This is a genomic window from Micromonospora sp. NPDC048842 (assembly GCF_040649935.1).
Taxonomy (GTDB): domain Bacteria; phylum Actinomycetota; class Actinomycetes; order Mycobacteriales; family Micromonosporaceae; genus Micromonospora; species Micromonospora hortensis.
The window spans coordinates 133,082-139,891 of sequence record NZ_JBEZGK010000016.1 but is presented as its reverse complement, the minus strand read 5'-3'; the positions used below and the strand labels follow the sequence as shown (position 1 = coordinate 139,891).

The window sequence follows — 6,810 nt, the reverse complement described above, 5'->3', positions numbered from 1 at the left end:
CGGCGCGCCCCCCCCTCCCCGCGGGCCCCGCGCGGCACAACACTCCTGCGGCCCCCACACCCGACAGTCACCCCCCCCCCGGGGGGGGGGGGGGGGGGGGGGGGGCCCCCCCCCCCCCCCGCCGTCGCCCGACGGTCAGCTGACCGTGATGGTCAGGTTGAGCGAGCGGGTCTCCCCGCTGGTGTAGGTGACAGTCACCCGGGCGGTGTAGGTCCCCTTGCGGGGGTAGCTGTGCGCCGTCGACCGTAGCGTCGCCCCGTGTGTGATGGCGCTGTTGTCGCCGAAGTCCCACGCGTAGTCGGTGATGCTCTGCCCGGACGGCGCCGTCGCCGTGGCGGTGAGCGTGGTGGTCAGCGGCGCGGCACCGCCGGTCGGGTTGGCGGCCAGGGACAACGTCCCGCCCGGCTCCTGTTTGACCCCGGCGCCGTTGAACCGCAGCCAGTCCAGGGCGAGTAGGTCCGGGGTGCCATTGACCTGGGCGGCGTTGACGAACTTCGCGTACAGGGTGGTAGTGCCGGTGGGCTTGTTGGTCAGCGTGACGGTGGGGGAGACCAGGTTGTCCCAACCGCCGGTGGAGCCGATGGCGGCCGTGCCGATCAGCGTGCCGGTGGGCGAGCCGGTGCGCAGTTCGATGGTGCCGCCGAGCCCGCCGTTTGTCACACCGAACGTCACCGAGCCGACGTTGCGCAGGTCCGCCGGCCCGAACGCCACCCAGTCGTTGTGGTCGACCTCGCCGAGCCGTTTGCCGGCGCGGGCGGTGGCCCGGTCGTTGACGGTGACGCCGGACTGGGCGCTGAAGTGCTCGGCCTCCTTGCTCTTGGGCTGCAACTGCACGCGGGTCGAGCCGGTCAGCGCCGGTACGCCGCCGGCCGCGCCGCCGTCGGTGTACTGCGCGGTGATCAGGGTGTAGAGGTTCTGCCCCGGCCCGTGGCCGTCACCGGCGTCCGCCTCGGTGGCGAGCAGGCCGGAGCAACCGGTGTAGACGTCCAGCGGGTGGGCGTGCGAGTCGTGGCCGAGCTGCGTCTGCACCGTCACCTTGGCGCAGTCGATGGTGGTCTCCTCCGGGTCGGTGACCGTTACCGTGTACGGGATCTTGTCGCCGAAGTCGAAGAACCCGCCGTCGGGCACCGTGATGGTCACCGTCGGTCGGGTGTTGCCGACCACCACGTCGGTGACCGCGGTGGCGGTCAACCCGTTGCCGCTGTTGCGCACTGTCAGCCGGGCGGTGTGCTTCCCGGCCGTCGAGTAGGTGTGGCTCGGGTTGGCGGCGGTGGAGTCGGTGCTGCCGTCGTTTGTGAAGTCCCAGGCGTAGCTGTGCGCCGACCCGTCACCGGCGGACGACCCGGCGGAGGAGAACGTCACAGTGAGCGGCGTACGTCCGGTGTCCGGGGTGGCGGCGATCTTCGCGGTCGGTGGCCGCCCGTTGGCGACGTAGTCGATCCGGTAGATGCCCGCGCCGGCGTTGCTGCCGCCGCGACCGCTGCCGGTGCCCTCGCCGAAGTCGATGACGTAGAGCGAACCGTCCGGGCCGAACTCCGCCTCGAAGGGCTGGATCCAGCTCATGTTGCCGAAGATCCCGTTGATCGACTGGAGGTCACCCACGGCCGTGGGGCCGAAGCGCGAGTTGCTGAAGGTCTGCGCCGTCTTGTGGATCGACAGCGTCTTGAACCATCTGCGGGTCAGCTCATAGGTGATCCACTTGCCCTCGAAGTACTCGGGGAACTTCGTGGTACGGGTGTTGGCCGGGTCGTAGTCGTAGACCGGGCCGCTCATCGGCCCGCCACCACCGGTGCCCAGCTCGGGGAACTGGGTGGAGGCGGCGTACGCGTACCAGACCAGTGCGGACTTCGCCGCCGGCAGGGTGGTCAGGCCGGTGTTGTTGGGTGAGTTGTTCACCGGCGCGGCGCAGTTGAACTTCGCCCCCGAGGTGTTGGTGGCGAAGTTGTAGTCGTTGAACGGGATGTTGTTGCCCACGCAGTACGGCCATCCGAAGTTGCCGGCACTGGTGATCCGGTTGAACTCGACGGTCCCCTCCGGACCACGGTTGGGGTCGGCGGCGCGGGCGTCCGGACCGTAGTCGGCCACCAGCACCGCGTTGGTCTGCAGTTCGATGGTGATCCGGAACGGGTTGCGCATGCCCATCGCGTAGATCTCCGGCCGGGTCCTCGCGGTGCCGGTCGGGAAGAGGTTGCCGCTGGGCACTGTGTACGTACCGTCGGATTGTGGGGTGATCCGCAGGATCTTGCCGCGGAGGTCGTTGGTGTTGCCGGCGGTGCCCTGGGCGTCCCAGGCGGCGCGGCCGGCGCGTTCGTCGACGGGGGTGTAACCGCTGGAGGCGAACGGGTCGGTGTTGTCACCGATCGCCGCGTAGAGCCGTCCGGCCGCGTCCATGGCCAGCGACCCGCCCATGTGCGAGTTGGCCCGGCCTTCACCCCGGTAGGTGGGGATTGTCAGCAGACGTTTCTCCGAGGAGAGCGCGACGCTGTTGTTGGCGACAGTGAACCTCGACAGGTTGAGCTGTTTGAGGGTCTTGTCCGACCAGAGCAGGTAGATCCAGCCGTTGCTGGCGAAGTTGCGGTCCAGGGTCATCCCGAGCAGCCCGTCGGACTGGTCGGTCATGGCCGAGGTGTACGCGAAGTCCAGCAGCGTGGTGACCTGGAGGGTGTCGGAGTTGACCACCTTCAGCGCGCCGGTGCGCTGGATGTAGTAGACCTTCCGGTCCGGGCCGACGGCCAGCTCGAACGGATCGGCCAGGTTCTCGGTGACCAGCCCCACCCGTTCGAAGTTGCTGGTCTTGGTGGCCGAGCAGTCACCGGCGACAGCGCCGGCCGCCCACTCGATGCCGTAGCGCAGGTGCTCCAGGAAGGTCGGCGTGCTGAACTGGGAGCTGGCGTGTCCGCCGGCGGTGAACCAGGACCGGCCGCCGTCGTAACGCTGACACCAGGAGTACGCGTGGTCGACGCCCTCGTCCAGGCCGTTGATCCCGTCGCGCACCTTGATCTGGGCGAGGGTGTGCACGTTGCCGGTCGGGTTGGTCCGCCAGTTGTACCACTCCTCGCTCTGCTCCCAGAGCTCCGGCAGGTTGCGCGTGGAGGGGTGCGCCCGGTCGAGCACCTTGACCCGGCCGGGGAAGGTGCCGCCGGTGGACGAGAAGTCGGGGTGGTAGTCGAAGATCGTGCCGACCAGGCCCTCGTACCACTGCCAGTCACGTTCGCTGGCCGACGCGGCGTGCAGGCCGGCCCAACCGCCGCCGTTGCGGATGAACGTCTGCAACGCGGCCCGCTGGCTGGCGTTGAGCAGGTCACCCGAGGCCGGGAGGCTGTTGGTGTTGTTGAACACGAGAGCGTCGAAGGTGGCGAGGTTGGCGTCGGTGAAGGCCGCCGCGTCGGTGGTGGCGACGACCTCGAAGTTGTGGGCGGCGCCGAGCTGCTGGATCGCGGCGATGCCGGCCGGGATCGAGTCGTGGTAGAAGTTGGTGATCTTGGAGAAGACCAGCACCCGGAAGCGCGGGGCGGCCTCGGCGGGCAGGGCGGTGGTGGTGCTGACCACTGTGGCGATGGCGAGCAGGATCAGGCAGAACGCACGGAGGTGTCGGGGCATGGGGGCGCTCCCTGTCGGACGGTGAGGGGTCGGAAAGCGCTTTCTCGCTGCCCGCACCACGGTACTGACAGCCAGTGACGACCGTCAATAGAGTCCTGGTAAGCGGTTTCCTGGCGTAGCTGTTTTCGCGCGTCGGTAGGGCGTGTCACCGTTCACGTCGTCGGGTATCAGGCGTTCATGTCCCTTGAGGAAAGCCCCGACGAGGGGCGCAAGGAGCCGGCACGCTCGCGCGGCGCCGGCCGCCCCGTACTGGCCATCGCTCTCGGCCTGGCAGCCGGCGCGGCGATGGGTGCCATCATCTACACCAACGGCTTCGGCCGGACCAGTTCGTTGGGCGAGGGATCGGTTCCGGTCGCTGTTCTGGCCGGCCTGATGGTGACGGCCGGCACCGCCTGGACGATGTTCCGCAGGGGCTGGTAGGGGACATCGGCGAGGCTCGTTTGGGACCACCGCGTCGACAGTCGTCGCCTACCATCAATGGCGGTCGACCTGGGGAGGTCTCATGACGATGCCGTCCACGTCGGAATTGCCCGAGGGTCGCGGTGCCGACCGGATCGACACCACGACTGTGCATCCGGCTCGCCGCTACAACTACTGGCTCGGCGGCAAGGACAACTTCGCCGTCGACCGGGAGTCCGGCGACCAGATCGCGGCCGTCTACCCAGGGGTGCGCATGCTCGCCCAGGAGAACCGGGCCTTCCTCGGCCGGGCGGTCCGCTTCCTCGCCGAGGAGGTCGGCGTTCGGCAGTTCCTCGACATCGGCACCGGCATCCCGAGCGCCGACAACACGCACGAGGTGGCCCAGTCGGTGGCCCCCGACTCCCGGGTGGTCTACGTCGACAACGACCCGATGGTGCTGGTCCACGCCCGGGCGCTGCTGACCAGCGACCCGGCCGGCGCCACCGCCTACCTGGACGCCGACCTGCGCGACCCGGAGAAGATCCTCGCCGACCCGCAACTGCACGCCACACTTGACCTGTCCCGACCGGTGGCGCTGGTGCTGATCGCCGTGACGCACTTCCTCACCGACGACGACCGCCCACACGAGCAGGTCGCCCGCCTGCTCGACGCGCTGCCGTCGGGGAGCTGGCTGGCGCTGACCCACTTCACCACCGACCACCTCCCCGCCGAGATCGTCAGGCGGATGGAGGCCGAGTTCGCCGCGGGCCGGATGAAGCAGGACGCCGTACCCCGCGACCGCGCCGAGTTCGCCCGCTTCTTCACCGGTCTGGAGCTGGCCGAACCGGGGATCGCCCCGGTCACCGAGTGGCGGTCGCAGGTGCCACCGGAGCAGCGTCCGCCCCTGGCCGACGCCTCCATCTATGGCGCGGTGGCCCGCAAGCCCTGACCGGTCGTGCCTAGATGCCCGAGCCGCACTGGGCGCACGGTCACGCCTTACGCGTCAGGATCCGAGGCCAGGAGCCGGTCGAAGACACGTCGGTCGCCGTCGGGGTGTCGCCGCCAGCGCGTCGGGCGTTGAGCCACGGGCCGGGCCATTCCTGGGTCAGGCAAACGGCTTCGGGTCGAAGCTGATGCCGCCCCGTTCGGCCATCCGGAGCACCCGACCGCCGTAGCGTGGGGGTTGGCGCAGGTGAAGGGTGTACCCCGATGCCTGGAACCTCAGGTCCAGGTCGCGCCCCTCGAGGTGCCAGCAGCGTTCTCCTGACCGTGCGGGGGCCTCCTGGCGCAGGTTCTTCAACTCGAACGGCAGACAGATGGAGTGCAGGCCGCCGACGATGTCCCACACGTTGTGGAAGATCAAGGTGGCCGGCGCTACCCAGAAGTGGATTTGCCGCATCGGCCCCGGATCGATCCGGCGCACGATGTAGTCGAGGTCGAGATGCAGCGCCAAGGCCGACGGTGCGGTGGGGTCGAGGTCGTCGTCCTCCCGGTAGTCCCCTGTCGGGTCTTCGGGTGGACCCTCGTCGTCGGTGACGGCGAGCGCGTGAATTCGGCAGTAGTCCCACGGCGTCTCCACCAGGTCCTGATCCGTCAGGGTGGCCTTCCGGAGACCGGACTCACTGTGCGCATCCGTCGTCATGAAACGATTATCGCCAACCGCATCGACTGCGCCAGATGTCATTCTGCGCGTGCGGTCTCCGCCGGTCGGGTGAAGAAACGGACGATGTCTTGCGCCGCGGTGGGGGAGAGCATCATCGCCTGGACTCGTGCGGACATGTCGGCGATCGGCTGAATCCTGTTGAACATCGACTCCTCGTACGTCCGGATCGCCGAATTCGGGTCGGCCGGGTTGGCAGCGAGCTGACTGGCGAGTTCTGCGGCGTCGAGCATGGCCTGGTTCGCGCCCTCGCCGACCGGTGGCATGAGGTGCGCCGCGTCGCCGATGAGGGTGACGCCCGGCCGGCTGGTCCAGCGCGTACCGATGGGCATCGCCTCGATCAGGCGTGGCGTCGGCGCGCTCTCGGCGGCCTCGATGAGTGCGGTGAGGCGAGGGTTCCAGCCGGCGAACAGGTCCAGCAGCGCCTCCTTGGTGCGGTACGCATCCAGGGGCCGGTCCTCCGCGCGCAGCGAGATCCCGACCCGGAGGCTGCCGTCGCCGAGACGTTGCGCTGCCAGGATCTGGTTCACCCCGACGCACCACAGGTTCCCGGGGCCGACCAGCTCGGCGAGATCGGGATGACGCCGGTCGACGTCGTCGACGCTCAGCTCCACGAGCGTTGCCACGTAGGACAGTTCGACGTCGGTCAGCAGTGACCGGACGACTGAGCGCGCGCCGTCCGCGCCGATGAGGATGTCGCAGCCGGCTCGTTGGCCGTCGTCGAACGTCAGTTCCCAGCCGTCGTCGGGTCGGGGGGTCGCCGCGACAAGCCGGTGCCGCCAGGCAACCGTGTCGCCGGGGAGGGAGTCGAGGAGGAGATCACGCAGTGCGCTCCGGTCGATCTCGGGACGTCCGGAGAACGAGCCGGGTTGCGGCTCGTGGTGCACCAGGGTGCGTCCGGTCGGGTCGAGGATGCGATGTTCCTCGCCGTCGGGCCGCGCCTCCGACCGGAACCGGCCGGCGAGACCCGCCTCGGCCAGGGCCAGTTGCCCGGACTCCGGGTGCAGATCGAGGGCGCCGCCCTGGGGTCGCGCGGATCGGCTTGCTTCCCGGTCGTACACCACCGCGTCGATGCCGTGTCGGTGCAGGATCCGAGCCAGCGTCAACCCGCCGAGTCCACCACCGGCGATCGCAATTCGCGTTCTCACGGC

The 6,810-nt window shown here is 69.3% G+C and carries 5 protein-coding genes; 2 read left to right on the top strand and 3 right to left on the bottom strand.

Going from position 1 to position 6,810, the window contains the following annotated elements:
• Window positions 1-135 precede the first annotated feature (135 nt).
• Complete coding sequence (locus AB0C19_RS22530; RefSeq protein ID WP_357188306.1) at window positions 136-3,600, bottom strand: ThuA domain-containing protein; 3,465 nt, start codon at window positions 3,598-3,600, stop codon at window positions 136-138.
• 177 nt (window positions 3,601-3,777) lie between these two features.
• Here AB0C19_RS22530 and AB0C19_RS22525 point away from each other — a divergent pair, with 177 nt between their 5' ends.
• Entirely contained in the window at window positions 3,778-4,020 is a 243-nt protein-coding gene (locus tag AB0C19_RS22525) for a hypothetical protein (protein ID WP_357188304.1), read from the top strand.
• Between the two features lie 82 nt (window positions 4,021-4,102).
• Entirely contained in the window at window positions 4,103-4,948 is an 846-nt protein-coding gene (locus tag AB0C19_RS22520) for an SAM-dependent methyltransferase (protein ID WP_357188302.1), read from the top strand.
• Between the two features lie 156 nt (window positions 4,949-5,104).
• Here AB0C19_RS22520 and AB0C19_RS22515 read toward each other — a convergent pair whose 3' ends face one another.
• Window positions 5,105-5,641 (bottom strand): hypothetical protein, encoded by a 537-nt coding sequence (locus AB0C19_RS22515; RefSeq protein ID WP_357188300.1) that lies wholly within the window; start codon window positions 5,639-5,641, stop codon window positions 5,105-5,107.
• Window positions 5,642-5,679: 38 nt separating this feature from the next.
• Window positions 5,680-6,807 carry an NAD(P)/FAD-dependent oxidoreductase gene (locus AB0C19_RS22510; protein ID WP_357188298.1) on the bottom strand — a complete coding sequence of 376 codons (1,128 nt, stop codon included), beginning with the start codon at window positions 6,805-6,807 and terminating at the stop codon, window positions 5,680-5,682.
• Between the last annotated feature and the right edge of the window lie 3 nt (window positions 6,808-6,810).

Coding starts and splice junctions, on each gene's coding strand:
- AB0C19_RS22530 (WP_357188306.1), bottom strand. CDS start 3,600: ATGCCCCGACACCTCCGTGCGTTCTGCCTGATCCTGCTCGCCATCGCC.
- AB0C19_RS22525 (WP_357188304.1), top strand. CDS start 3,778: ATGTCCCTTGAGGAAAGCCCCGACGAGGGGCGCAAGGAGCCGGCACGC.
- AB0C19_RS22520 (WP_357188302.1), top strand. CDS start 4,103: ATGACGATGCCGTCCACGTCGGAATTGCCCGAGGGTCGCGGTGCCGAC.
- AB0C19_RS22515 (WP_357188300.1), bottom strand. CDS start 5,641: ATGACGACGGATGCGCACAGTGAGTCCGGTCTCCGGAAGGCCACCCTG.